At 65.7% G+C, this 23,638-nt stretch carries 23 protein-coding genes; 16 read left to right on the top strand and 7 right to left on the bottom strand.

The window, feature by feature from the left end:
- Positions 1 to 19: 19 nt before the first annotated feature.
- The 4 genes from ACNJYD_RS01645 (at position 20) to ACNJYD_RS01630 (ending at position 2,949) form a co-directional block, all read left to right on the top strand.
- Entirely contained in the window at positions 20 to 946 is a 927-nt protein-coding gene (locus ACNJYD_RS01645) for a hydrogen peroxide-inducible genes activator (RefSeq protein WP_172788574.1), read from the top strand.
- A 7-nt stretch (positions 947 to 953) separates the two neighbouring features.
- Positions 954 to 1,418 carry a GNAT family N-acetyltransferase gene (locus tag ACNJYD_RS01640; protein ID WP_172788575.1) on the top strand — a complete coding sequence of 155 codons (465 nt, stop codon included), beginning with the start codon at positions 954 to 956 and terminating at the stop codon, positions 1,416 to 1,418.
- A gap of 102 nt (positions 1,419 to 1,520) precedes the next feature.
- Positions 1,521 to 2,342: a hypothetical protein gene (locus ACNJYD_RS01635; protein WP_439365149.1), complete on the top strand. Its 822-nt coding sequence runs from the start codon at positions 1,521 to 1,523 to the stop codon at positions 2,340 to 2,342.
- 10 nt (positions 2,343 to 2,352) lie between these two features.
- Positions 2,353 to 2,949: a glutathione S-transferase family protein gene (locus tag ACNJYD_RS01630; RefSeq protein ID WP_172788577.1), complete on the top strand. Its 597-nt coding sequence runs from the start codon at positions 2,353 to 2,355 to the stop codon at positions 2,947 to 2,949.
- Between the two features lie 113 nt (positions 2,950 to 3,062).
- Here the strand turns inward: ACNJYD_RS01630 and fabI are convergent, their stop codons facing one another.
- The 4 genes from fabI to fabA are packed head-to-tail and all read right to left on the bottom strand — an operon-like array spanning position 3,063 to position 6,003.
- Positions 3,063 to 3,860 carry an enoyl-ACP reductase FabI gene (gene fabI, locus ACNJYD_RS01625; protein WP_172788578.1) on the bottom strand — a complete coding sequence of 266 codons (798 nt, stop codon included), beginning with the start codon at positions 3,858 to 3,860 and terminating at the stop codon, positions 3,063 to 3,065.
- Positions 3,857 to 4,210: a hypothetical protein gene (locus ACNJYD_RS01620; RefSeq protein WP_439365148.1), complete on the bottom strand. Its 354-nt coding sequence runs from the start codon at positions 4,208 to 4,210 to the stop codon at positions 3,857 to 3,859. Before ACNJYD_RS01620 ends, fabI begins: the two co-directional genes overlap by 4 nt.
- A gap of 8 nt (positions 4,211 to 4,218) precedes the next feature.
- Positions 4,219 to 5,442 carry a beta-ketoacyl-ACP synthase I gene (fabB, locus tag ACNJYD_RS01615; protein WP_260381546.1) on the bottom strand — a complete coding sequence of 408 codons (1,224 nt, stop codon included), beginning with the start codon at positions 5,440 to 5,442 and terminating at the stop codon, positions 4,219 to 4,221.
- A gap of 39 nt (positions 5,443 to 5,481) precedes the next feature.
- On the bottom strand, positions 5,482 to 6,003 hold the full coding sequence (gene fabA / locus ACNJYD_RS01610; protein WP_172788580.1) for a bifunctional 3-hydroxydecanoyl-ACP dehydratase/trans-2-decenoyl-ACP isomerase: 522 nt from the start codon (positions 6,001 to 6,003) through the stop codon (positions 5,482 to 5,484).
- 354 nt (positions 6,004 to 6,357) lie between these two features.
- Between fabA and irrA the strand changes: the two genes are divergently transcribed.
- Entirely contained in the window at positions 6,358 to 6,846 is a 489-nt protein-coding gene (gene irrA / locus ACNJYD_RS01605) for an iron response transcriptional regulator IrrA (protein WP_036009037.1), read from the top strand.
- 97 nt (positions 6,847 to 6,943) lie between these two features.
- On the opposite strand, the gene ACNJYD_RS01600 is transcribed toward irrA, so the two are convergent.
- Positions 6,944 to 7,474 (bottom strand): SH3 domain-containing protein, encoded by a 531-nt coding sequence (locus ACNJYD_RS01600; RefSeq protein ID WP_172788581.1) that lies wholly within the window; start codon positions 7,472 to 7,474, stop codon positions 6,944 to 6,946.
- A 323-nt stretch (positions 7,475 to 7,797) separates the two neighbouring features.
- Here ACNJYD_RS01600 and ACNJYD_RS01595 point away from each other — a divergent pair, with 323 nt between their 5' ends.
- Positions 7,798 to 8,799 carry a 2-hydroxyacid dehydrogenase gene (locus ACNJYD_RS01595; protein ID WP_172788582.1) on the top strand — a complete coding sequence of 334 codons (1,002 nt, stop codon included), beginning with the start codon at positions 7,798 to 7,800 and terminating at the stop codon, positions 8,797 to 8,799.
- 16 nt (positions 8,800 to 8,815) lie between these two features.
- Here the strand turns inward: ACNJYD_RS01595 and ACNJYD_RS01590 are convergent, their stop codons facing one another.
- Complete coding sequence (locus tag ACNJYD_RS01590) at positions 8,816 to 9,619, bottom strand: HesA/MoeB/ThiF family protein (RefSeq protein WP_439365147.1); 804 nt, start codon at positions 9,617 to 9,619, stop codon at positions 8,816 to 8,818.
- A 264-nt stretch (positions 9,620 to 9,883) separates the two neighbouring features.
- Between ACNJYD_RS01590 and ACNJYD_RS01585 the strand changes: the two genes are divergently transcribed.
- Positions 9,884 to 11,242, top strand: a complete 1,359-nt coding sequence (locus ACNJYD_RS01585) for a serine protease (protein ID WP_439365146.1) — start codon at positions 9,884 to 9,886, stop codon at positions 11,240 to 11,242.
- Positions 11,243 to 11,615: 373 nt separating this feature from the next.
- Complete coding sequence (locus tag ACNJYD_RS01580; RefSeq protein ID WP_172788585.1) at positions 11,616 to 12,359, top strand: ParA family protein; 744 nt, start codon at positions 11,616 to 11,618, stop codon at positions 12,357 to 12,359.
- A gap of 258 nt (positions 12,360 to 12,617) precedes the next feature.
- Here the strand turns inward: ACNJYD_RS01580 and mutM are convergent, their stop codons facing one another.
- Positions 12,618 to 13,523, bottom strand: coding sequence for a bifunctional DNA-formamidopyrimidine glycosylase/DNA-(apurinic or apyrimidinic site) lyase (gene mutM / locus ACNJYD_RS01575; protein WP_439365145.1), 906 nt, complete (start codon positions 13,521 to 13,523; stop codon positions 12,618 to 12,620).
- Between the two features lie 81 nt (positions 13,524 to 13,604).
- Between mutM and ubiE the strand changes: the two genes are divergently transcribed.
- The 8 genes from ubiE to ACNJYD_RS01535 all read left to right on the top strand — a co-directional run bounded on the left by ubiE (position 13,605) and on the right by ACNJYD_RS01535 (position 23,498).
- Positions 13,605 to 14,366: a bifunctional demethylmenaquinone methyltransferase/2-methoxy-6-polyprenyl-1,4-benzoquinol methylase UbiE gene (gene ubiE, locus ACNJYD_RS01570; protein WP_439365144.1), complete on the top strand. Its 762-nt coding sequence runs from the start codon at positions 13,605 to 13,607 to the stop codon at positions 14,364 to 14,366.
- Positions 14,363 to 15,937 (top strand): 2-polyprenylphenol 6-hydroxylase, encoded by a 1,575-nt coding sequence (ubiB, locus tag ACNJYD_RS01565; RefSeq protein ID WP_212257712.1) that lies wholly within the window; start codon positions 14,363 to 14,365, stop codon positions 15,935 to 15,937. Before ubiE ends, ubiB begins: the two co-directional genes overlap by 4 nt.
- Before the next feature lie 56 nt (positions 15,938 to 15,993).
- Positions 15,994 to 17,445, top strand: a complete 1,452-nt coding sequence (gene coaBC / locus ACNJYD_RS01560) for a bifunctional phosphopantothenoylcysteine decarboxylase/phosphopantothenate--cysteine ligase CoaBC (RefSeq protein WP_439365143.1) — start codon at positions 15,994 to 15,996, stop codon at positions 17,443 to 17,445.
- Complete coding sequence (dut, locus tag ACNJYD_RS01555) at positions 17,442 to 17,900, top strand: dUTP diphosphatase (protein ID WP_212257714.1); 459 nt, start codon at positions 17,442 to 17,444, stop codon at positions 17,898 to 17,900. Before coaBC ends, dut begins: the two co-directional genes overlap by 4 nt.
- A 334-nt stretch (positions 17,901 to 18,234) precedes the next feature.
- Complete coding sequence (locus tag ACNJYD_RS01550) at positions 18,235 to 20,739, top strand: ATP-binding protein (protein WP_439365142.1); 2,505 nt, start codon at positions 18,235 to 18,237, stop codon at positions 20,737 to 20,739.
- On the top strand, positions 20,736 to 22,253 hold the full coding sequence (tsaE, locus tag ACNJYD_RS01545; RefSeq protein ID WP_439365141.1) for a tRNA (adenosine(37)-N6)-threonylcarbamoyltransferase complex ATPase subunit type 1 TsaE: 1,518 nt from the start codon (positions 20,736 to 20,738) through the stop codon (positions 22,251 to 22,253). Before ACNJYD_RS01550 ends, tsaE begins: the two co-directional genes overlap by 4 nt.
- Positions 22,254 to 22,339: 86 nt before the next feature.
- Entirely contained in the window at positions 22,340 to 22,657 is a 318-nt protein-coding gene (locus ACNJYD_RS01540; protein ID WP_036009083.1) for a PilZ domain-containing protein, read from the top strand.
- 118 nt (positions 22,658 to 22,775) lie between these two features.
- Complete coding sequence (locus tag ACNJYD_RS01535) at positions 22,776 to 23,498, top strand: nucleotidyltransferase family protein (RefSeq protein ID WP_172788593.1); 723 nt, start codon at positions 22,776 to 22,778, stop codon at positions 23,496 to 23,498.
- Positions 23,499 to 23,638 lie beyond the last annotated feature (140 nt).

The raw sequence follows: 23,638 nt of genomic DNA, 5'->3' as shown, positions 1-23,638 counted from the left end.
GCTGCGATAGGATTTTCTGATGATCAATCTGACGCTGCGCCAGCTCCGCTATTTCGATGCGCTGGCCCGTCACGGCCATTTCGGACGCGCGGCCGAGTCCTGCTCGATCTCGCAGCCGGCCTTGTCGATGCAGATCAAGGAACTCGAGGAGGCGCTGGGCGGCCTGCTGCTGGAGCGCAGCGCGCGGCAGGTCGCGCTGACCCGGTTCGGCGAGGAACTGGCGCAACGGGTCCGCGACATCCTGCGCTCGGTCGACGAGCTCGGCGATTTCGCGCGGGCCTCACAGGACCGCTTCGCCGGCCGCCTGCGCATCGGCATGATTCCGACCATCGCGCCTTACCTACTTCCCAAGATCACCAAGAATCTCACGCGCATGCATCCGGAGCTCGACATCCGCGTGCGCGAGACGATGACGCCGCGGCTGATCCAGGAACTGGTGGAGGGCCGGCTCGACACCGCCATCGTGGCGCTGCCGGTGTCGGAGCCTTCGCTCACCGAGGTCGCGCTGTTCGAGGAGAAGTTTCTGCTGGTGCGGCCGGGCGCCGATGAAGGCACACCGGTGCCGTCGCGCGAGATGATGCGCGAGATGCGGCTTCTGCTGCTCGAGGAGGGGCACTGCTTCCGCGACCAGGCACTCTCCTTCTGCAACATGCAGTCCGCACCGCCGCGCGAGATGCTGGATGCGAACTCGCTGTCGACGCTGGTGCAGATGGTCAGCGCCGGCATCGGCGTCACCCTGATCCCGGAGATGGCGGTGCCTGTCGAGACGCGCTCCGCCTCGGTCTCGCTGGCACGCTTTCGCGACCCCGAGCCGTCGCGCACCATCGGCATGGTCTGGCGCAAGACCAGCCCGCTGGCGCGGCAGCTGCTGCAGATTTCCGAGGTGGTGTGCCTGTCGGCCGGCAAGGTGCGCGCACGGCAATCCCTGCGCAGCCAGAAGGCTTGACCGGCGGATGTCGCATCCGATCATCCGCCCCGCTCGCCCGGAGGAGTACGACGAGATCGGCCGCGTCTGGATGGAGAGCTGGGTCTCGACCGGGCTCGCCGAAGCCAGCGACTTCCTGCTGGCGAACTTGCGTGCGCGCATCAGGCGCGAGATTGCGGACGGCTGGAGCCTGTTCGTCGCCGATGACCGTGGCACGATCGCTGCGATGCTGGCGCTGCATCTGCCCAAGCTCTATCTCGACATGCTGTTCGTCGCGCCGGCCTATCAAGGCCAATCGCTCGGCCGGCAATTGCTCGCCTTCACGCGCACGCAAATGCCCGACGAGATGCATCTGCGCTGTGTGCGCGAGAACGAAAAGGCCTGGCGCTGGTACGAGCGCGAAGGCTTTGTGTTCGAGAAGGAAGAGATCGAGCCGTCGAACGGGTTCGTGATGAAGTACTATCGGTGGAATCGAAGGACCATCGACGCGTAGCGCGCCGAGACCCTCACCTTGCGGCTGTCATCGGCTCGCTCTAAGACTTATCTCAAGTCCTGATCGGACATCTCCAAGCCGTGATCCCCGCCCGCCGATTCCATGTTTCGCATCTGTTTGACCGCGCTCTCCCTGTTTGGCCTCGTCAGTGTCGCCGCGGCGCAGCCTGCACCGCCATCGGTTGCGCCAACGACGCGCCCAGCCAAGGGCGCAACTCCGAAAGGCACACCGAATCCCAAGCAGGCGGGCGCTGCAGACGCTGGCCCATGCGAGATCGGTCTCCTGGCCGCGGCGGCCAATCGTTTCGGCGTTCAGCAGGTCGGCTTCACCATGTTCGGCAACGAGTACACACCCGTGCCGGTCGACAGCTGGGGGCTGGACGATCTCATCCTGTCGCGGCTTCGTGCCGCCGCAGCCGGAAAGTCGGTCAGGCGAATTGCGTATTCGCCCGCTGCTTTTGCGCATGCCGTGGAATCGGGATCGCCGATGCTGCGTCGGAACCCGGAACGACAGGAGTTCGTGCAGCAGAGCGCTGCCACCACCAAGTGCCAACGCTATGTCCTGGTCGAGCGATACCAGAACCGCTTCAGCAATACCAACCAGTCCGTCGAAGGCTTTGGCATCGTCAAATGGGGCAACCCGATCAAGCGCCGCACGTTCCTGTACGCGTTGACCTACATCACCGTGTACGACGGGCAGTCATTCGAGGCCATCAAAAAGGGCCCCGCAAGCCTTGATGACGAGCCGATGATGTCCCGCCTGATCGGGATCAACCCGATCAGTGGTCCCAACAAGGAGATGGACGAGGCGGCCTTTCCATCGGCTCCCGCCGAGGTGGCGGCCAACGCAAAGCTGCGGGACGGTGTCCGTGCCTTATTGACGACAAGCCTCGACCGGACATTACCAGGACTGCTCCAGCAATGAGGTCCGCGCCATGATCAAGCTCTACTGGTCGCCCCGCTCGCGCTCGTTCACGACGCTCTGGCTGATGGAGGAGAGCGGCCTGCCCTATGAGCGCGTGCTGACCGACATCACGACCGGCGCGCAGAAGGCGCCGGATTATTTGAAGATCAATCCGATGGGCAAGGTGCCGGCGCTGACCGACGGCGATGCTGCGCTCGCCGAAGCCGCGGCCATCTGCGCCTATATCGGCGACCGCTATCCCGAGACGAAGCTCGCGCCCGCCGTGACCGATCCACGCCGCGCGCGCTATCTGCAATGGCTGTTCTTCTCACCGGGCTGCATCGAGCCGGCCATCATCCAGATCTTCACCAAGATCGAGATCCCGACCTCGACCGCGGCCTGGGGCAGCGCGACGCAGGTGTTCGACGTGCTGGACGCCGCGCTCGCCAAGGGGCCGTGGATTCTCGGCGAGGAATTTTCCGCCGCCGACGTGGTGATCGGCTCGGGCCTGAACTTCGCGGTACGCCGGTTCAAGATGGTACCGTCGCGCCCGGCCTTCGACGCTTATCTCGCGCGCTGCACGGCGCGGCCGGCGTTTCAGCGCGCGGAGACAATCGCGGCGGGATAAGCAGGCTCTCGTAGGGTGGGCAAAGCGAAGCGTGCCCACCGTTTGATCGCGATTTGTCGAGAGATGGTGGGCACGTCGCTTGCGCTCCTTTGCCCACCCTACGGCAGGGTCGCCTATTCCGCCTTCAAATCATCCGGCCGCGGCATCAGTACGACGTTGTAGCCGGAATCCACATAATGAATCTCGCCGGTCACGCCGCCCGAGAGATCCGACAACAGATACAGCGCCGAGCCGCCGAGCTCGTCGAGCGTGACGCCGCGGCGGAGCGGCGCGTGCTTCTGCATGTAGGCGAACATGGCGCGCGCTTCGCCGATGCCGGAGCCGGCGAGGGTGCGGATGGGGCCGGCGGAGATCGCATTGACGCGGATGCCGCGCGGTCCGAAATCGGCGGCGAGATAGCGCACGGAAGCTTCCAGCGCCGCCTTGGCGACGCCCATCACGTTGTAGTTCGGCATCGCGCGCTCCGAGGCACCGAAGGTCAGCGTGATCATGCTGCCGCCTTCCGTCATCAGCTCGGCGGCGCGCTTTGCGACCTCCGTGAACGAGAAGCACGAGATCACCATGGTGCGCGAAAAGTTCTCGCGGCTGGTGTCGGCGTAGCGGCCCTTCAGCTCGTTCTTGTCGGCAAAGCCGATGGCGTGGATGACGAAGTCGAGCTTGCCCCATTTTTCGCGGAGCACCGCGAAAGTGGCGTCGACGCTGGCGATGTCCTCGACGTCGCAAGGCAGCACCAGATCGACGCCGAGCTGCTCCGCCAGCGGCTTGACGCGCTTGCCGAGCGCCTCGCCCTGGAAGGTGAAGGCAAGCTCGGCGCCATGGGCATGCAGCGTCCGCGCCATGCCCCAGGCGATGGAATGATCATTGGCGATGCCCATGATCAGACCGCGCTTGCCTTTCATCAACGAAGTCATGTGGTGGATTCCATGAGTCGGAAAGATCTGGCTTCAACTTCGATTGTTCCACCAAACAGGCAGACAACAAGGATTTCTGTATCGGCCGTATATTCCATGCGCAACAGATCGATATTCCCGCTGGATCGATTCTTCAGAAGTCGCCCGATATCGCCGCTCATGACGAAACGGGAAACGTTCGTTCCAATGCAGAGGTATCGGCGTCGCGGCGCGTGCACGTCAGCGTCCGGATACAGATCGACGATAAGGGTGAATTCCTGCTCGCCCTCGGCAAACCCCGAAATTCGAAGGTCAACGAGAACCCCGTCGTGCCAGTTGATCTCGTCTGGTCCTTCCGCCGGAGTCGGCAAGGTAGAACTCACACGTCCAGCCGGCTGAACACCAGCGTGGCGTTGGTGCCGCCGAAGCCGAACGAGTTCGACAGCACGGTGCCGATCTTGACGTTGTCGATGCGCTTGCGCACGATCGGCATGTCGGCGAACACGGGATCGAGCTCCTGGATGTGCGCGCTCTCGCAGATGAAGCCGTTGTTCATCATCAGCAGCGAATAGATCGCCTCCTGCACGCCGGTGGCGCCGAGCGAGTGGCCGGTCAGCGCCTTGGTCGCCGAGATCGGCGGGCACTTCTCGCCGACGCCGAACACATTTCGGATCGCCTCGATCTCCGGCGGGTCGCCGGCCGGCGTCGAGGTCGCGTGCGGGTTGATGTAGTCGACCTTGGTCTTCACCGTCGACATCGCCATGCGCATGCAGCGCTCGGCGCCTTCGCCCGACGGCGCCACCATGTCGTGGCCGTCCGAGGTCGCGCCATAGCCGACGACCTCGCCATAGATGCGCGCGCCGCGCGCCTTGGCATGCTCGAGCTCTTCCAGCACCAGGACGCCGGCGCCGCCGGCGATGACGAAGCCGTCGCGATTGAGATCGTAGGGCCGCGAGGCCGTGGCCGGCGTGTCGTTGTACTTCGAGGACATCGCGCCCATGGCGTCGAACAGCACCGACAGCGACCAGTCCAGCTCCTCGCAGCCGCCGGCGAAGATGACGTCCTGCTTGCCGATCTGGATGGTCTCATAGGCATTGCCGACGCAATGGTTCGAGGTCGCGCAGGCCGAGGAGATCGAATAGTTCACGCCCTTGATCTTGAACCAGGTCGCAAGCGTCGCAGACGCCGTCGAGGACATCGCCTTCGGCACCGCAAACGGGCCGACGCGCTTCGGGCCCTTGGAGCGGGTGATGTCGGCGGCTTCGACGATGGTGCGCGCCGAGGGGCCGCCGGAGCCCATGATGATGCCGGTGCGGATGTTGGAGACTTCGTCAGGCGACAGGCCGGAATCCTGGATCGCCTGCTCCATCGCGATGTGATTCCACGCCGCGCCCTGGCCGAGGAAGCGCATCGCGCGGCGGTCGACCACCGTCGAAGGATCGAGCGTCGGCTCGCCTTGCACCTGCGAACGGAAGCCGAGCTCGGCATATTTCTCAGCCCGCGAAATGCCCGACTTCGCCTCGTGAAGGCTCGCAAGCACTTCCTGGGTGTTGTTTCCGATCGACGAGACGATGCCCATCCCGGTGACCACAACCCGCCTCATGACAGCCTCGCCTCAATCGTTGTCTTCGTGGTGATGCGCTCAGCCCAGGCTCGTGCCCTGCTTGAACAGGCCGACCTTCAGATCCTTGGCGCGATAGATAATCTGGTCATCGACCGAAAGCCACCCGTCGGCGATGCCGAGCACGAGCTTCGAACGCATCACGCGTTTGATATCGACGTTGTACACAACCTTGCGCGCTTCCGGCAGCACCTGACCGCTGAACTTGAGCTCGCTCAGGCCAAGGGCCCGGCCGCGGCCTTCACCCCCGCTCCAGCCGAGGTAAAAGCCGACCATCTGCCACAGCGCATCGAGGCCGAGGCAGCCGGGCATGACGGGATCGTTCTTGAAGTGGCAGCCGAAGAACCAGAGATCGGACTTCACTTCGAGCTCAGCGCGCACCAGGCCCTTGCCGAACTCACCGCCATTGTCGTTGATGTCAGAGATGCGGTCGAACATCAGCATCGGCGGCAGCGGCAGCTGGGCATTGCCCGGGCCGAACATCTCGCCGCGGGCACAGGCCAGCAGATCCTCGTAGTCGTAACCGTTGCGCCTGTTCAGCATTCACGAGCCTCTGTTCAAATCCCGATTGAGCGGCGTATCTTGGCGAAAATGGGCCCCGCCTCGATCGGAGAGCAACACCAATTGCCACCGCCGGCCGCGACCTGCGCAAGCTTCGGATGGACTGCCGACCGGGCTTCCATGCCCGGTTGCGCCAAAATCGGCTAAGCGGAACCGCGCGCTCTCTAACACAGGCCATTTCGGGTGGCAAAGCGCATCCATGAAGGTAAAATGACGCGATCCCCAGGCGGTTCCAAGCCTGATTAGAACAGCTCTAGTTGCGAGAAACTTGCATCTGCATCTTTCTGTTCTTATATTACAGAGAGATATTGTTCACGCGTGCCCGAAATCTTGGAAATGAACGAGAATACCGCGTCCCAACACGACGACGACCATGCCGCGGCCCTCTTGTCCGGCCGCCAGCCGGCCCTGACCGGCTGTCCCTGGCACGACGTCAACGAAATGCTGCAGTCCGCGGGGTTGCGGCCGACGCGCCAGCGCATGGCGCTGGGCTGGCTACTGTTCGGAAAGGGCGCACGCCACCTCACGGCTGAAATGCTGTACGAGGAAGCGACGCTCGCCAAGGTCCCGGTGTCGCTGGCGACCGTCTACAACACGCTGAACCAGCTCACCGATGCCGGCCTGCTCCGTCAGGTCAGCGTCGACGGCACCAAGACCTATTTCGACACCAACGTCACCACTCACCACCACTATTATCTCGAGAACAGCCACGAACTGGTCGACATCGAGGATCCGCATCTGGCGCTGTCCAAGATGCCCGAGGTGCCCGAGGGCTACGAGATCTCCCGCATCGACATGGTCGTGCGCCTGCGCAAGAAGCGCTGAGCTAATCCGAGATTGCTGATGCGATCGTCATGGCCGGGCTTGTCCCGGCCATTGTCATTTTGCCCGTCATTCCATCCCGGGATGACGCCGATCGGCGTCAATTCACCTGCTCGTCCGAATAGACGCCCCAGAGGCGCTCCTGCTGGATCCAGCCGTCGAAGCCATTGCCGATGACGCGGCACCAGCCTGCGGCGCATTTCTTGACCTGGGTGACGACGCCGGCCTGCAGCTTGGCCGCAACCGCGCTGTCGGGATCGGGCCGGTCGTAGATCGGGGCGAGATCGTCCTTGTGCTTCATGGTGACGACCGCGGTGCGGCGGCCTGACAGCAGCGAGTGGTAGACCCAGCCCTCGGCGCCTTCGGAATCGCGCACCCGGCGCCAATTCTCGAACTCGGCGGTAATTTCGACCGGCAGGCCGGCGCGGGTGTAGACCCAGGCGACGTCATTGTCCTTGGTCGGGCCGGCGCGGACGTTCACGTGATCCGATTTGAGGCTGACATAGCGCGGCACCGGCAGGCCGCTGGCGGTCTGCGGAGTATTGTCCTTCGCCGCATGCGAGGGGCCGACCGAGGCGCTCAACCAGGTGCAAACGAGCGCCATCACCGCACAAAAACGCCCCAACGCCATCAACCCGTCTCCTTCGAAGACCCGGCAGACCGGGCCCTCACCCCAAATTCCAAAAACCCTGCCGCGCCTGCCCCTTGTCCCCGCCCCACGCGGGTTCCAAGCCCTAAGCCGTGGTTCTTGTCTTGGCCCGGCCTTCTGCTAGAGAGAACGGGCACTTGAGCAACCAATTGGCCCCGATTTTCCGGCCGGAAATGTCGGGTGAGCTTGGAGGAAACGCCGGGGACGGACACGGCAAGGGCAGTGTCGAACAACCGGGTTAATGAGGCCTCAACGACCGGCCTTTGGCGACAGAGGCGGCCTGCGATGTCTCATGAGAGCAGGACATGTCGGTGAAGAAAAAGCCCCTCGTCGTGGTGACGCGCAAGCTGCCGGATTCGATCGAGACGCGGATGCGCGAGCTGTTCGACGCGCGGATCAATCTCGACGACACGCCGATGTCGCCCGAGCAGATCGCGGAAGCCGCCCGCACCGCCGACGTGCTGGTTCCGACCGTGACCGACCATATCAGTGCCGAGGTCGTGAATCAGCCCGACTGCAAGCTCCGCCTGATCGCCAATTTCGGCAACGGCGTCGACAATATCGACGTCACAGCCGCCCATGCCCGCGGCATCACCGTCACCAACACGCCGAAGGTCCTGACCGAAGACACCGCCGACATGACCATGGCGCTGATCCTGGCGGTGCCCCGGCGAATGATCGAAGGCGCCTCGATCCTGACCGACGGCAAGCCCTGGGCCGGCTGGTCGCCGACCTGGATGCTCGGCCACCGCATCGGGGGCAAACGCCTCGGCATCATCGGCATGGGCCGCATCGGCCAGGCGGTGGCGCGCCGCGCCCGGGCCTTCGGCCTGCAGATCCACTATCACAACCGCCGTCCCGTCGCCCCCGTGATCGCCGAGGAGCTTGGCGCGACGTATTGGGAAAGCCTCGACCAGATGCTGGCGCGGATGGACATCATCTCGGTGAACTGTCCGCACACGCCGGCGACCTATCACCTGCTCTCGGCGCGGCGGCTGAAGCTGATCCGCAAGGACGCCTATATCGTCAACACTGCGCGCGGCGAGGTCACCGACGAGGACACGCTGATCAAGCTGATCGAGGGCGGCGAGATCGGCGGCGCCGGCCTCGACGTCTACGAGCACGAACCCGCGGTGAATCCAAAACTGGTGCGGCTCGCCAAGGCCGGCAAGGTGACGCTGCTGCCGCATATGGGCTCGGCCACGATCGAAGGCCGCGTCGAGATGGGCGAGAAGGTGATCATCAACATCCGCACCTTCCTCGACGCCCACAAGCCGCCGGACCGCGTGCTGCCGAGCATGCTGTAAGGCGTAACGGCCGCAATCAGGTGCGATGGGCGCTGAGATCGGTGATCACAGGCCCATCGCCATTGAGCGGATTGGCGGGATCGCGCGCATAGCGCAGCGTCTCGAAACGCATCGCGCGCGCGTCGATCATCAGGAGGCGGCCGACCAGGCCGTCACCAAAGCCGACGATCTCGCGGATTGCTTCGAGTGCCATCATCGAGCCGAGCACGCCGGCGAGCGCGCCCATGACGCCGGCTTCCGCACAGGCGGGCACGGTGCCGGGCGGCGGCGCTTCGGGAAACAGGCAGCGATAGGTCGGGTTGAACTCGCCCTGCTCGTTCGTCTCGTGGGCACGGATGGTGGTGAGCGAGCCGTCGAAGGTGCCGAGCGCCGCGGTGATCAGCGGCCGCTTGGCGAAGAAGCAGGCGTCGGAGACGAGATAACGCGTCGAGAAATTGTCGGAGCCGTCGAGCACGAGATCGTAATCGCCGATCAGGCCGAGCGCATTGTCGGCGTTGAGCCAGGTGGCGTGACCGACGAAGCGGACGTGTGGATTGAGCGCCGCGATCCGCTCGGCCGCGCTCTCGACCTTGTGCCGGCCGATGTCGGGCGTCGTGTGGATCACCTGGCGCTGCAGGTTGGACAGCGACACCACGTCGTCGTCGACAACGCCGAGCGTGCCGACGCCGGCGGCGGCCAGATACATCAAAGCGGGCGCGCCGAGCCCGCCGGCGCCGATCACCAGCACCGAGGCCCGCTTCAGCGCGGCCTGGCCGGGACCGCCGACATCACGCAACACGATGTGGCGGGCATAGCGTTCGAGTTCGTCCGGGCTCAGCATCGTCGTACGCCTCTCCTACCAAGCGCTCGCTTTCGATCCTCATGGTGAGGAGCGCGGAACGCGCGTCTCGAACCATGAAGGCCCCGATCTCACCTGGGGCCATCCTTCGAGACGCGGCCTTGAGGCCGCTCCTCAGGATGAGGACCTGTGTACACGGCTCGACCTTGGGCCTGAACCACCGCTAAGTTGTTCGCGACCAACGAGATGTGCTTCAATGGCATGCTTTTCAATGTCTTGACGTTCAATGGGCTGGCTGGATTTGTCATGAGATCGATGCTTGCGGCAACCTTGGTGTTTGCAGCCGCCACGGGCGCGCATGCCCAGATGACCACGTCGCAAGTCGCCGGCACCAAGCCGAAAACGGTCCAGACCGTCCCGATCCAGCCTCCCGCAATGCAGACGCCGTCGGCGACCGCCGATGCCATGGCAAAGGCGGAGCGGCTGGCGCTCCAGTCCGACCTCGCCTGGGTCGGCCAGTATAACGGCGCCATCACCGGCGACGTCAGCGAGCGCATGGTCAACGCCATCAAGGAATACCAGAAGACCAAGGGCGGCAAGCCGACTGGCGTGCTCAATCCGCAGGAGCGCGCCGCGCTCGCCGAGACGGCGCGAAAGAAGCAGGGGAGCGTCGGCTGGAAGATCGTGACGGAGCCGACCAGCGGCGCCCGGCTCGGCATTCCCGGCAAGCTGGTGCCGCAGCAGGCAAGCGACGCCAATGGCTCGAAATGGACCTCGCCGACAGGGACGGTGCAGGTGGTTCTCAGCCGCCGCAAGGAGGCGAACCCGACCTCTGCAAAGCTCGCCGAGCTCGAGAAGGAGCCGTCCGGGCGCAAGGTCGATTACACCGTGGTGAAGCCCGACTTCTTCGTGCTGTCGGGCTTGCAGGGCCTGAAGAAATTCTACGTCCGCGGCACCTTTAGGGGCGACGAGGTCCGCACCATGACGATCCTCTACGACCAGGCGACAGAGAATACTGTCGAGCCGGTCGTGATCGCGATGTCGAGCGCGTTCAACGCGTTTCCGTCGGGACCACTGGCCGGGCCGCCGCCGCGCAAGACCGTCGAATACGGCACCGGCATCGTCGTCAGCGAGGACGGCGCGATTGTCACCGACCGCCTCGTCACCGACGGCTGCCTTGCGATCACGATCGCGGGCCATGGCAGCGCCGACCGTCTCGCCGAGGACAAGGAGCATGATCTGGCGCTGCTGCACATCTACGGCGCGCGCGGGTTGCGACCGCTCAGCCTCGCCGGCGGGGCCGTGAAGACCAATGTCGATGTCGTCGGCATCGCCGATCCGCAAAGCCAGGGCGGCGCGGCCGGCGTGTCGAGCCTCAAGGCCGCGCTGGCGCCGGTGACGGGCAGCAATTCCGCGCTCTCGCCGCCGCCGGCGGTTGGCTTCTCCGGCAGCCCGGCCGTCGACGCCGACGGCAGGTTCGCCGGCATCGCGCTGCTGAAGCCGGCCATGGTCGCAGGGCCTGCGACATCGGTACCGGCGTCACAGGCTTTGATGGTCTCGGCAGAGGCGGTGCGCGGATTCCTGAAGGCGAACGGGGTCGCGGCGAATGGCGCGTCGGCGGACGCCAAGGCTTCCGTCGTGCGCGTCATCTGCGTGCGGAAGTAGGCCGCGCGAGCGCACTACTCTCGCGTGTCCCGGACGCGATGCGGCATGCAATGCCGCTCCGCTGAGCCGGGACCCATATCAGCAACAGTCGCGCTTGTTGCCCTCTGGGCCCCGGCTCTGCAGTGCATCGCTTTCGCGCTGCGCTTTGTCCGGGGCACGGTTGCCCATGCGCTTACGTACGACTACGGAGCCGGTAGTGGTACGGATTCGCTGGAATTCGCGATTCCGCCATCATCCTTACCGTTGATTCGGACCTCCGCGATCCCCTTTGGATCGGGCCGGCACGTCCTGAGCGAGAAGCGCTCAGCATCCAGAAGCGATGCACGTTCGCGTGGCGTATCCCTGACCCAGCACTCCAAAGGATTGATCTTCAATGCATACGATCGTACTGGCCACCCAAAAGGGCGGCAGCGGCAAGAGCACGCTCGCCATCGGCCTCGCGCTGGCCGCCAAGCAGGCCGGCTTCACCGTCCGCCTGATCGAGACCGACCCGCAGGGCACCCTCTCCAACTGGCAGCGCCGCCGCTCTACCGACGATCTCGTCGTCGAGCCGATCTATCACGCAGCCGATATCGCGCCGCGCCTGAAGATGCTGGCCGATAGCGGCCTCCAGCTCGCGATCGTCGACACCGCGGCCGGCCTCAGCGCCGCCACCACCGCCGCGATCCGCCATTCCGACCTCTGCCTGATCCCGGCCCGTCCCAGCGTCGCCGACATCGAGGCGACCGTCTCGACGCTCAGCGTCGCCCGCGCCTGGAAGCGGCCCTACAGCTTCGTGCTGAACCAGACGCCGATCCGCGGCCAGCGCATCGACAACGCCGCGACCGCGCTCGCCGAGGAAGCCGCGCTCGACCTTGCTGAGGTGCTCGCGCGTCCGCTGATCGTGATGCGCAACGATCACCAGGACGCACTCGCCAGCGGCCTTGCCGTGAGCGAATTCGCGCCGAACGGCAAATCGGCGGACGAGATCCGCGGCCTCTGGCGCTGGATCGAGACTCGGCTCGAGCTTGAAGCCACCACCGATGTCCTGATCGACCAGGTCATCTCGGCTGCCCACGGCATGCTGCACGTCGCCAGCGAGCTTGCGGCGGACGAGACCACGACACTGGCGTCCTGAGCGGGGCGATCGCTCGGGCGACAATCGGGCGCTTCGCCATCCGCTGAAAGAGCCCAAGCGACGAAGCAGTCCGGCCACGGCCGGATTGCTTCGCCTCGCGCTCTGAGGGAAGCTCTCTCCACGCGTCATTGCGAGCGCAGCGAAGCAATCCAGATTGTCGCCGCGGAGGGATTCTGGATTGCTTCGCTGCGCTCGCAATGTCGGCGTGGTGGGATCGTCGTCTTGCAGAGACTCACAGCCTTTTGGCTGCGATTGATATCACTTCTGACATTTCGGGCACCAGAAGGTCGAGCGGCCGTTCTGCACGAACCGCTTGATCGTGCCGCCGCAGCGCGGCGTCGTGCATGTTTCGCCTTCGCGGTCGTAGACCTTGAACGAGTGCTGGAAATAGCCGAGCTCACCCGTGGTCTGGCGGTGATCGCGCAAGCTGGAGCCGCCGGCCTTGATCGCGTCGTTCAGCACGGTGTGGATCGCACCGACCAGTCTCTTGGCATGATCCGTCGGCTCGCCCCCGGCAACGCCCTTACGTTGTCCGGCCTTGGTCGACAGCGTCGCAGCAATGCGCCGCGGCGACAGATGCGAGCGGTGCAGCGCCTCGCAGACATAGATGTTTCCGAGCCCGGCCACCACGCGCTGGTCGAGCAGCGCGGCCTTCAGGCTGGTGGTCTTGCCGTGGCAAGAGCGCGCCAGCATCGCCGCGTCGAATTCATTGCCGAGCGGCTCGGGGCCGAGGCCGCGCAGCAGCGGCTCGTCTTCGAGCGCGTTGCGCGCGATCACTTTCATGTAGCCGAAGCGGCGCGGATCGTTGAAGACGATGTCGGCGCCTGAGGACATCCGAAACAGCACGTGATCGTGCGCGGAGTCCTTGGCCTTCGGATAGTGAAACTCGCCGGGCTGAGCCTCGTCGTCCGGCTTGATGACGCGGAACGAGCCCGACATGCCCAGATGCATCAAGAGCACGTCGCCGGAGGCGAGATCGGCCATGAGATATTTTGCCCGGCGCCCGAGCCCCGTGACGACCTGCCCCTTGAGCCGGGCCACGAAATCGGGCTGGAACGGAAAGCGTAAATCCGGCCGGCGGGCCTCCGCATTGAGGATTTTCGCACCCTCCATCACGGGCTGAAGGCCGCGGCGGACGGTCTCGACTTCGGGCAATTCAGGCATGGTCAGGCATTCACCTTATGAGGGCGGTGTGATAGCGCCATTGCGGCGGGCAGGCTATGGTCCGCCCTGTGGAGTAGAGTAATGGATCGGCCGGGCGAAACCACGCATTTTGGCTTCAGGGACGTTCCCCTCGGGGACAAGCAGACGCTGGTGAACGATGTGTTTCACAGCGTGGCGTCGCGCTATGACCTGATGAACGACCTGATGTCCGGTGGCCTGCACCGGGTCTGGAAGGACATCATGATCACCGCGCTGGATCCGCCCAGGAGCGACCGGGCGTTCGCGCTGCTCGACGTCGCCGGCGGCACCGGCGACATCTCGTTCCGTGCCGCCAAGGCAGCCGGCCCCGGCTTCCACGCCACGGTGTGCGACATCAATTCGGACATGCTGGCTGTGGGGCGGGAGCGCGCCGCCAAGCGCCATCTCGACACCCAGGTCGCTTTCGTCGAAGGCAATGCCGAATCGCTCGGGTTTGCCGATCGCAGCTTCGACGGCTATACGATCGCATTCGGCATCCGCAACGTGCCACGGATCGATCTTGCGCTGCGCGAGGCCTATCGCGTGCTGAGGCCCGGCAGCCGCTTCCTGTGCCTGGAATTCTCCACCGTCGAGATGCCGGGGCTGGACAAGCTCTATGATCTGTTCTCGTTCAAGGTGATCCCGCCGCTCGGGCGCATGGTCACGGGCGACGCCGAATCGTATCAATATCTCGTCGAGTCCATCCGCAAGTTTCCAAAGCCCGCCGCCTTCGCCGACATGATCCGCGAGGCCGGCTTTGCCCGCGTCAGCTGGCAGACGCTCTCCGGCGGCATCGTCGCACTGCATTCGGGCTGGCGTTTGTGATCTCTGCCGTCACCCACATTGCGCGCCTGATCCGCGCCGCGCTCGTGTTTGCGCGCGAAGGCGTGTTCGGCGCGGTCGATCCGAGCCTGGTGCCGCCGCCGGGACAGCTCGCGCTGAAGCTGGCGCGCCTCATTGAGCGCCGCGGCGCCAAGCACGGCCCGCGGATCTCGCGCGCGCTGACGCGGATGGGCCCGGCCTATCTCAAGCTCGGCCAATTCCTGGCCACGCGTCCCGACGTGGTCGGCGTCATCATGGCGCGCGATCTCGAAAGCCTGCAGGACCGCCTGCCGCCGTTCCCGCAGGAGGAAGCCAAGGCCACGATCGCGATCTCGTTGGAGCGGCCGCTGACGGACGTCTTCGTGAGCTTCGGCCCGCCGGTCGCGGCGGCCTCGATCGCGCAGGTGCATCGCGGCGAGGTGTTGCGCGACGGCATCCGCAGACCCGTCGCGATCAAGGTGCTGAGGCCCAACGTCGCGGCACGCTTCCGCCGCGATCTCTCGGATTTCTTCTTCGTCGCGCACAAGGCCGAGGCCTATTCGGCCGAGGCGCGGCGCCTGCGCCTGATCGAGGTCATCAACACCATGTCGCGCTCGGTCGCGATGGAGATGGACCTGCGGTTAGAGGCTGCCGCGCTGTCGGAGATGGCGGAGAACACGCGCGACGATCCCGATTTCCGCGTGCCCGCCGTCGACTGGGACCGCACCACGCATAACGTGCTGACGATGGAGTGGATCGACGGCATCGCGCTGAACGATCACAAGCGCCTCGCGGAGGCGCAGGTCGATCTGCCCGATCTCGGCCGCAAGGTGATCCAGAGCTTCCTGCGCCACGCGCTGCGCGACGGCTTCTTCCACGCCGACATGCATCCCGGCAATCTGTTCCTGGATGAGGCCGGCCGCCTCGTCGCGGTCGATTTCGGCATCATGGGCCGGCTCGGCATGAAAGAGCGGCGCTTCCTCGCCGAGATCCTGCTCGGCTTCATCACCCGCGATTATCGCCGCGTCGCCGAGGTGCATTTCGAGGCCGGCTATGTGCCCGCGCACCATTCGGTCGAGAATTTTGCGCAAGCCATCCGCGCCATCGGCGAGCCGATCCACAATCGCACCGCCGAGGAGATCTCGATGGCGCGGTTGCTCACGCTGCTGCTCGAGGTCACCGGCCTGTTCGACATGACGACGCGGCCCGAGCTGATCCTGCTGCAGAAGACCATGGTGGTGGTCGAGGGCGTGGCGCGCGGCTTCGATCCCAAGCTCGACATCTGGAGGGTTGCCGACCCCGTGGTTCGCGAATGGATCGAGCGCAATCTCGGGCCGATCGGCCGGGTGCAGGGCGCACTTGCCGGGACCGGCGACATCGCGCGCGTCTTGATGCGCATGCCGGAGATCGCCGAGCGGTCGGTGAAGGTTCTCGAGCAGCTCGAGACCATGACGCGGGAGGGCATCAGGCTGTCGCCCGAGAGTATCGCGGCCATGGGGCGCAGCGAGGGCCGCAAGAACCGCTGGCGCACCGTGGCGCTCTGGATCATCGCCGCGACCTTCATCGGGATTCTGATCGCCGTCCGGAATCTATGATTGCACTGCAATCACGCGGATGATAGCATCGCTATCATTCCCTGACGGAGGGCGTCATGGCAAGCCTGACCATCCGCAAGCTCGACGACGCCGTCAAAACCTATCTGCGGCTGCGTTCGGCCAAGAACCACAGGTCGGTCGAGGAGGAGGTCCGGGTCATCCTGCGGGAGCTGATCGAGGGCCGCGAGGAGCCGCTGACGCCGTTTGCGGTGCCGCCGGCCGCGTCCGCCGCCCCCACGCCTCAGCGCACCGGCGCCCTTCCCGAGGCCAGCGTCACCCTGATCATCGGCGGCGGGATCGCGGCTTATAAATCGCTCGACCTGATCCGAAGGTTGAAGGAGCGCCGCATCGAGGTGCGCTGCGTGCTGACCAAGGCGGCGCAGCAATTCGTGACGCCGCTGGCCGCGAGCGCACTCTCGCATGAGCGCGTCTACACGGATTTGTTCGACCCGCAGAGCGAGTTCGACGCCGGCCATATTCGCCTCGCGCGCGATTGCGACCTGATCGTGGTGGCGCCGGCCACCGCCGACCTGCTGGCGAAGATGGCGAACGGTCATGCCGACGATCTCGCCAGCGCCATCCTGCTTGCGACCAACCGCAAGGTGCTGCTGGCGCCGGCGATGAATCCGCTGATGTGGAGCAACGCGGCGACGCGCCGCAACGTCGCCCAGCTCCAGCGCGACGGCGTGGTGCTGATCGGCCCGAACGCGGGCGAGATGGCCGAAGCCGGCGAAGCCGGAACGGGCCGCATGTCGGAAGCCATCGAGATCGCCAATGCCGCCGAACGGCTGCTGCGGCCGCCGATGCCGAAGCCGCTCGCCGGCAAGCGCGTGCTGATCACCGCAGGTCCCACTCACGAGGCGATCGACCCGGTGCGCTACATCGCCAACCGCTCCTCCGGCAAGCAGGGCTTTGCCATTGCCGCCGCCGCGCAGGCCGCGGGCGCCGAGGTTACTCTGGTGAGCGGTCCGGTCGACCTCGACGATCCCCCGGGCGTGACAGTGAAACACGTCGAATCGGCGCGGCAGATGCTGGAGCAGGTCGAGGCCGCGCTTCCCACCGACGTCGCGATCTTCGCCGCCGCGGTCGCCGATTGGCGCGTCGCCAATGAGGGCGAGCAGAAGCTGAAGAAGACGGCAGCCGGCATGCCGCCGCTTCAGCTCGTCGAGAACCCCGACATCCTCGCCACGATCTCCAAGCTCACCGACAAGCGCCCGAGGCTCGTGATCGGCTTTGCCGCCGAGACCGAGCACCTCATCGACAACGCCAAGGCAAAATTCGCGCGCAAGGGCTGCGACTGGATCGTCGCCAACGACGTCTCGCCCGCCACCGGGGTGATGGGCGGCGACCGCAACACGGTCCACCTGCTCAGCCGCAAGAACGGCGCGCAGGACGGCGAGATTGCAGTTGATTCCTGGCCGGCGATGACCAAGGAACAGGTCGCCATCGAACTGGTCGCGCAGATCGCGAAAAGCGTGACCGGCAAATCCCTGGAGTCGGCATCTTGAGCACGAAGGTTACCGTCGAGCTGCAACGCCTCGCCCACGCTGAAGGGCTGCCGCTGCCGGCCTATCAGACCAGCGAGGCCGCCGGCCTCGATCTGATGGCCGCGGTGCCGGACAACGAGCCCATGACGCTCGCACCAGGCCAATACGCTCTGGTGCCGACCGGCCTCGCGATCGCCTTGCCGCCCGGGCACGAGGCACAGGTGCGGCCGCGTTCGGGGCTGGCGGCCAAGCACGGAGTCACCGTGCTGAATTCGCCGGGCACGATCGATGCGGACTACCGCGGCGAGATCAAGGTGATCTTGATCAATCACGGCACCACGCCCTTCGTGATCAAGCGCGGCGAACGCATCGCCCAGATGGTGATCGCGCCGGTGCTGCAGGCCGCGCTGGTTCCCGTCGCCACCTTGTCCGCGACCGATCGCGGCGCCGGCGGCTTCGGCTCGACCGGGCGCTAGCTTTCTTGCCTCTCCCGCTTGCGGGTGAGGGCTCTATCCTCTTGGGGATGTCCCGTTGCGGAGACACCCTCTCCCCAGCCCTCCCCCGCAAGGGGGGAGGGAGCGCACCGCCATCGTGGCAGGCAATCCGCATGACACGGTAACGCACGGCAATCCCAGCCGAATCATCCGCAGAATCACGTGAGCCGGAACAACGCGCGGGGCACTTTTTTGGGACCCGCCTTTGCGTTCACGATCTGGACTCTTACCGGCGGAGTCGCGGTGAGGGTATTGTCTTTTGATTCGCGCGCGACGGGGGTCGCCGCGCGTCAATTCGTGCGGTCTTGGGGCAACTATGTCAGGCGTGATCGTGTCGATGCGTCGGACGCTGCTGTCGTGCACATCGCTGGCGCGCAACGGCTTGGTGGGAGGCGCTCTCGCAGCGCTGCTGCCGGCTGCGCCGGCAAAGGCCGCCGACCTCATCGACACCCTTTCCCTCGTGATGGATTTGAACCGGCAGGAACTCGCGGTGCTCGCCACCGCGCTGGCCCTGCTCGGCTTTTCGGTGGTGGCCGCGATCCTGTTGATGCGCACGCGGGTGCGCACGGCGACGAACGAGGCGCGGCTGCGCGCCCGGATCGGGGAACTTCAGCTCCAGGCCGACCGCTTCGGCGCGCTGCTGTTCGCCGAGCCGCAGATCCTGATCTCGTGGCCGGCCGGCGACAACCGCGCGCAGATTTCCGGCGACATCGCGTTGGTGCTGCCGCGCGATTCCTCGCCGCAGCGCGTGCTGGCGTTCGGAACCTGGCTGCCGCCGGAACCGGCGCTGCAGATGGACCATGCGGTCGACGCATTGCGCGAGCGCGGCGACGGGTTCCAGCTGACGCTGACCACCGCGCAAGGCCATATGCTGGAAGCGATCGGGCGCGCCATCGGCGGCCAGGCCATCGTCCGCATTCGCGAGCTGTCCGGACTGCGCCGCGATCTCGCCGAGACCCATCTGCGTTACAAGGCACTCTCCGACGAGACCGAGATGCTTCGCGGCTTTGCCGCGGCCGCGCCGTGGCCGATCTGGGCAAAGGGGGAGAACGGCGCGCTGACCTACGCCAACCCGGCCTATGTGCGCGCCACCGAGGCGACCAGCGCCATCGATGCCCAGGAGCGCAAGCTCGAGCTGCTCGACAGCGCCGACCGCACCGCGATGGAGCGAGGGCTGAAGGACGCCGCCAATTTCACCTCGCGGCTGCCGATCGTGGTCGGCGGCGAGCGGCGCATCTACGACGTGCGCGCCGTCAATGTCGGCAGCGGCAGCGTCGGCGTCGCCATCGATGCCAGCGAGGCGGATGCGCTGAGCTCGGCGCTGGTGCGCATGGCGGAGGCGCACCGCCGCACGCTCGACCAGCTCTCCTCCGGCGTTGCCGTGTTCGACGGCCAGCGGCGCCTTGCCTTCTACAACGATTCCTATCGCCGGCTGTGGGATCTCGATCGCAACTTCCTCGACGCCCATCCGGACGATTCCAGCGTGCTCGACCAGCTCCGCGCCGCGCGCAAGCTGCCGGAGCAGCCGGATTTCCGCGCCTGGAAAGCCAAGCTGCACGAGGCCTATCGCGCGGTCGAGACGGCCAAGGACACCTGGTTCCTGCCCGACGGCCGCGCGCTCTCGGTCGTCACCACGCCGAACCCCGAGGGCGGTGTGACCTATCTGTTCGACGACGTCACCGAAAGCCTCGACCTCGCCCGCCGCTTCGACGGCCTGATCCGCGTCCAGCGCGAGACGCTGGACAGTCTCGCCGAAGGCGTCGCGGTGTTCGGCAGCAACGGCAAGGCGCAGCTGTTCAATCCGGCCTTCGTCCGGATGTGGAAGCTGTCGAGCGATGCCATGCGCGACGAGCCGCACATCCAGACCGTGGAAGGCTGGTGCCATCAGCTGTTCGACGATCCGCAAGTCTGGCGCCAGATCCGCGAGGCCATCACCTCGATCGAGAACCGCGCGGACGTGCCGCTGAAGCTGGAACGCAAGGACGGCAGCGTGCTCGACGGCATGATCCGGCCGCTGCCCGACGGCGCCACCATGCTGACGTTCCAGGACATCACCGACACCGAGAATGTCGAGCGCGCGCTGCGCGAGCGCAACGAGGCGCTGGAGGCGGCCGACCAGATGAAGGTGGATTTCGTCCACCACGTCTCCTACGAGCTGCGCTCGCCGCTCACCACCATCATCGGCTTTGCGCATTTCCTCAGCGATCCCTCGACCGGACCGCTGACGCCGAAGCAGGCCGAATATCTCGACTACGTCACCAAATCGACCAACGCGCTGCTCGCGCTCACCAACAACATCCTCGATCTCGCCACCATCGACGCCGGCGCGATGAAGCTGGAACTCGGGCAGGTCGATGTCAGCAAGGCCATCGAGCTTGCCGCCGAGGGCATCCAGGACCGGCTCGCCACCGACCGCATCCGCCTCAAGGTCGAGATCGCGCCCGATGTCGGCAGCTTCGTCGGCGACGAGAAGCGCGTGGTGCAGGTGCTCTATAACCTCCTCGCCAACGCCGTCGGGTTTTCTCCACAGGATTCCACCGTCGGCATCAGCGCCCGGCGCACCGACCGCAGCGTGGTCTTCACCGTGACAGATTCGGGCCCTGGAATACCTGCCGACATGAAGGACAAGGTGTTCAACTGGTTCGAAAGCCGCTCGCAGGGCTCGCGTCATCGCGGCGCCGGGCTCGGCCTGTCGCTGGTGCGCTCCTTCGTCGAGCTGCATGGCGGCAAGGTGCGGGTGGATTCGATCGTCGGCCGCGGCACGGTCGTGATCTGCGACTTCCCGACCGACCAGGCGGCGCACCGCGACGCCGCCGAATGACGGAAACAACCACATTCGCCGTCGCGCTTCACAACGAGACGGCCACGGCGCAATTGATGGCCGACCTCGCGCTGCTGATCGGTCCCGGGGACGTCATCACCCTCACCGGCGATCTCGGCGCCGGCAAGACTGCGGCGGCGCGCAGCCTGATCCGCTATCTCGCCGGCGATGACGCGCTGGAAGTGCCGAGCCCGACCTTCACGCTGGTGCAGGGCTACGAGCTGCCGCCCTTCCCGGTGCTGCATGCCGATCTCTACCGTGTCGAGGACGAGAGCGAGCTCGAGGAGATCGGGCTGTCGCCGCTGCCCGATGCCACGCTGGTGCTGATCGAATGGCCCGAGCGCGCCCCGTCGGCAATGCCCGAGGACCGCATCGACATCGCGCTGACGCACCGGCCGGCGCTGGGCGCGAACGCACGTGCCGCCGACATCACCGGCCATGGCAAGGGCGCCGCGCAAGTCGCGCGGCTGAAGGCGCTGCGCGAATTCCTCGACGCATCCGGTTACATCGATGCGATGCGCAAGCGCATGGCCGGCGACGCCTCGACGCGCTCCTATGCGCGGCTCGTGCGCGATGAGGAAATCGTCATCCTCATGAACTTTCCGCAGCGCCCCGATGGCGCCGCGCTCTACGACGGAAAATCCTACAGCGCCGCGGTGCATCTGGCCGAGAACGTGAAGCCTTTCGTCGCCATCGATGAAGGTCTGCGCGCGCAGGGAATCTCGGCGCCGGCCATCCACCATTCCGATCTCGACCATGGCTTCCTGATCACCGAGGATTTCGGCAGCGAGGGCGTGATCGAGGGCGATCCGCCGCGACCGATTCTCGAGCGCTACGAAGCCGCGACCGACGTGCTGGCGATGCTGCACGGCAAGGCGCTGCCGGAGACACTGCCGCTGCACGGGCAGACCTACGCGATTCCCGTCTTCGACGTCGAGGCGCTGCTGATCGAAATCGGATTGATGCCGGAATGGTATCTGCCTGATCGCAACGCGCCGCTGAGCGAGGCGACGCGCGCGGAATTTTTTGCGATGTGGCGCGAATTGCTGAAGGGGCCGTTGGCGGCGCCGAAGACGTGGATCATCCGCGACTATCACTCGCCCAATCTGATCTGGCTCGGGCAGCACAGCGGCATCGAACGCGTCGGCGTGATCGATTTCCAGGACACCGTGCTGGGGCCGCAATCCTACGACGTGGTGTCGCTGCTCCAGGACGCCCGCATCGACGTGCCCGAGAGCATCGAGCTGACGCTGCTGTCGCGCTACATCAAGGCGCGGCGGGCGCAAGATTCGAGCTTCGACGCCGCCGGCTTCGCCGAGCTCTACGCGATCATGTCGGCGCAGCGGAACACGCGCCTGCTCGGCACCTTCGCCCGGCTCAACCGCCGCGACGGCAAGCCGCATTATCTGCGCCACCAGCCGCGGATCTGGACCTATCTCCAGCGTTCGCTGGCCCATCCCGCGCTCGCCCATCTGCGCGACTGGTATCTCGCCAACGTGCCGCCGCCAGGCTGATTCAGGACCGATTTACCGGCCGTTAGCCAAGATGTCGCTACTCTGGCGCCGAGGCAGCCGGAAATTACGGGGCTGGAGCGGGGCAGATGGCAGCGAAAGCGGATCAGCGCGGAAATAGCCGGGTTATTTTCGAGCGCGGGTTTTCGGCCCAGATGATGGGAATCGACGGCACCTGGCGGCGCGACTGCACCATGGAGGACGTCTCCGAGACCGGCGCCAAGCTGACCATCGACGGCTCGGTCGAAGGCCTGCATTTGAAGGAATTCTTTCTCCTGCTGTCGTCCACGGGGCTCGCGTACCGGCGTTGCGAACTGGCCTGGGTCAATGGCGACCAGATCGGCGTCAATTTCCTGAAAGTGGGCGACAAGAAGAAGAAGGTCCGTTCCACAGCCGTTGGGGCGTGACGGCAACACCCGTCGTACAACCGTCACGGCGGGTGGTTAAGGCGGTCGAGATGCGGTGCGGCAGATCGAGCCTCGTGTTAGGATTGCTGCGAACGCGAAAGGTCTGAGAAGGCGAAGGATGTCCGTCAAACCGACCAAAGCCATGGTGCTCGCCGCAGGATTTGGCCTGCGCATGCGCCCCCTGACGGACAGGATGCCGAAGCCGATGGTGCCGGTCGCGGGCCAGCCCCTGCTCGACCACGTGCTCGACAAGCTCGGCCAGGCCGGCGTGACTGAGGCGGTGGTCAACGTGCATTACCTGCCGGACCAGATCATCGACCACGTCGCATCGCGTCAGCTTCCGCATGTCACTATCTCGGACGAACGCGACCAGGTGCTCGGCACCGGCGGCGGCGTCGTCAAGGCGCTGCCGCTGCTCGGCGATGCGCCGTTCTTCCATGTCAATTCCGACACGCTGTGGATCGACGGCGTGCGCTCGAACCTGACGCGGCTCGCCGAAAACTTCGATCCTGATCGCATGGACATCCTGCTCCTGATGGCGCCGACCGCGACCAGCATCGGCTATGGCGGCCGCGGCGATTACGGCATGCTGCCGGACGGCGCCTTGCGCAAGCGCAAGGAGAAGGAGGTCGTTCCGTTCGTCTATGCCGGCGCGGCGATCATGTCGCCGGCGATCTTTGCCGACGCGCCCAAGGGCGAATTCTCGCTGACGAAAATGTTCGATCGCGCCAACGAGCAGGAACGGCTGTTCGGCCTGCGCCTCGACGGCGTCTGGATGCATGTCGGCACGCCCGATGCCGTGCACGCCGCGGAAGAGGCGTTTTTGGAGAGCGTGGCGTAGGGGCGCTCCAGGCACGGTGCCGTAGGGTGGGCAAAGGCGCCCTTGCGCCGTGCCCACCATCTCTGTCGACCGCAAAAAATGCGTGGGCACGCTTCGCTTTGCCCACCCTACGAGACCTGTGCTGGTCGCACGAACAGCGG

The sequence above is a fragment of the Bradyrhizobium sp. SPXBL-02 genome (genome assembly GCF_051853065.1).
Taxonomy (GTDB): Bacteria; Pseudomonadota; Alphaproteobacteria; order Rhizobiales; family Xanthobacteraceae; genus Bradyrhizobium.
The sequence above is the reverse complement of the archived record's forward strand: the minus strand, read 5'-3'. Positions and strand labels throughout refer to the sequence as shown.